This window comes from Faecalibacterium sp. DFI.5.82, assembly GCF_029076575.1.
Classification (GTDB): Bacteria; Bacillota; Clostridia; order Oscillospirales; family Ruminococcaceae; genus Faecalibacterium; species Faecalibacterium duncaniae.
This window is the reverse complement of record NZ_JARFIS010000707.1, coordinates 1-303: the sequence shown is the minus strand read 5'-3', so window position 1 is coordinate 303 and position 303 is coordinate 1. Positions and strand designations below refer to the sequence as shown.

At 56.4% G+C, this 303-nt stretch carries 1 pseudogene; it reads right to left on the bottom strand.

Annotated elements, in window-relative coordinates:
- Window positions 1-205: pseudogene (locus tag P0G09_RS18530) on the bottom strand (hypothetical protein); the annotation flags it as partial.
- Between the last annotated feature and the right edge of the window lie 98 nt (window positions 206-303).

Below are 303 nucleotides of genomic sequence, written 5' to 3'. Positions count from 1 at the left end.
CCACATTATAATCGGGCTTGGGGGTAAAGAAATACTGCCCGATGAAGCTGTAAGCCACAAAAGCCGCTGCACTGCCGATCAGGAGGACCCACGTGAGGTTATAATCCCACCAGTTCGCCCATCGCTCTTTGCGGGTATACTGATTTTCCACCCGCGGGGCAAGGTCTGCGGGGTCGATGTCCCGCTCGTATCGATAGCTTGCCATAGTTCTCCTTACAGTTGGGCCAGAATGGTCTGGCGAACGGCATCGGGCAGCTGCTTCTGTTCAGCCTTGCTCATGCCTGCGGTCTGAATGGCGGGCAG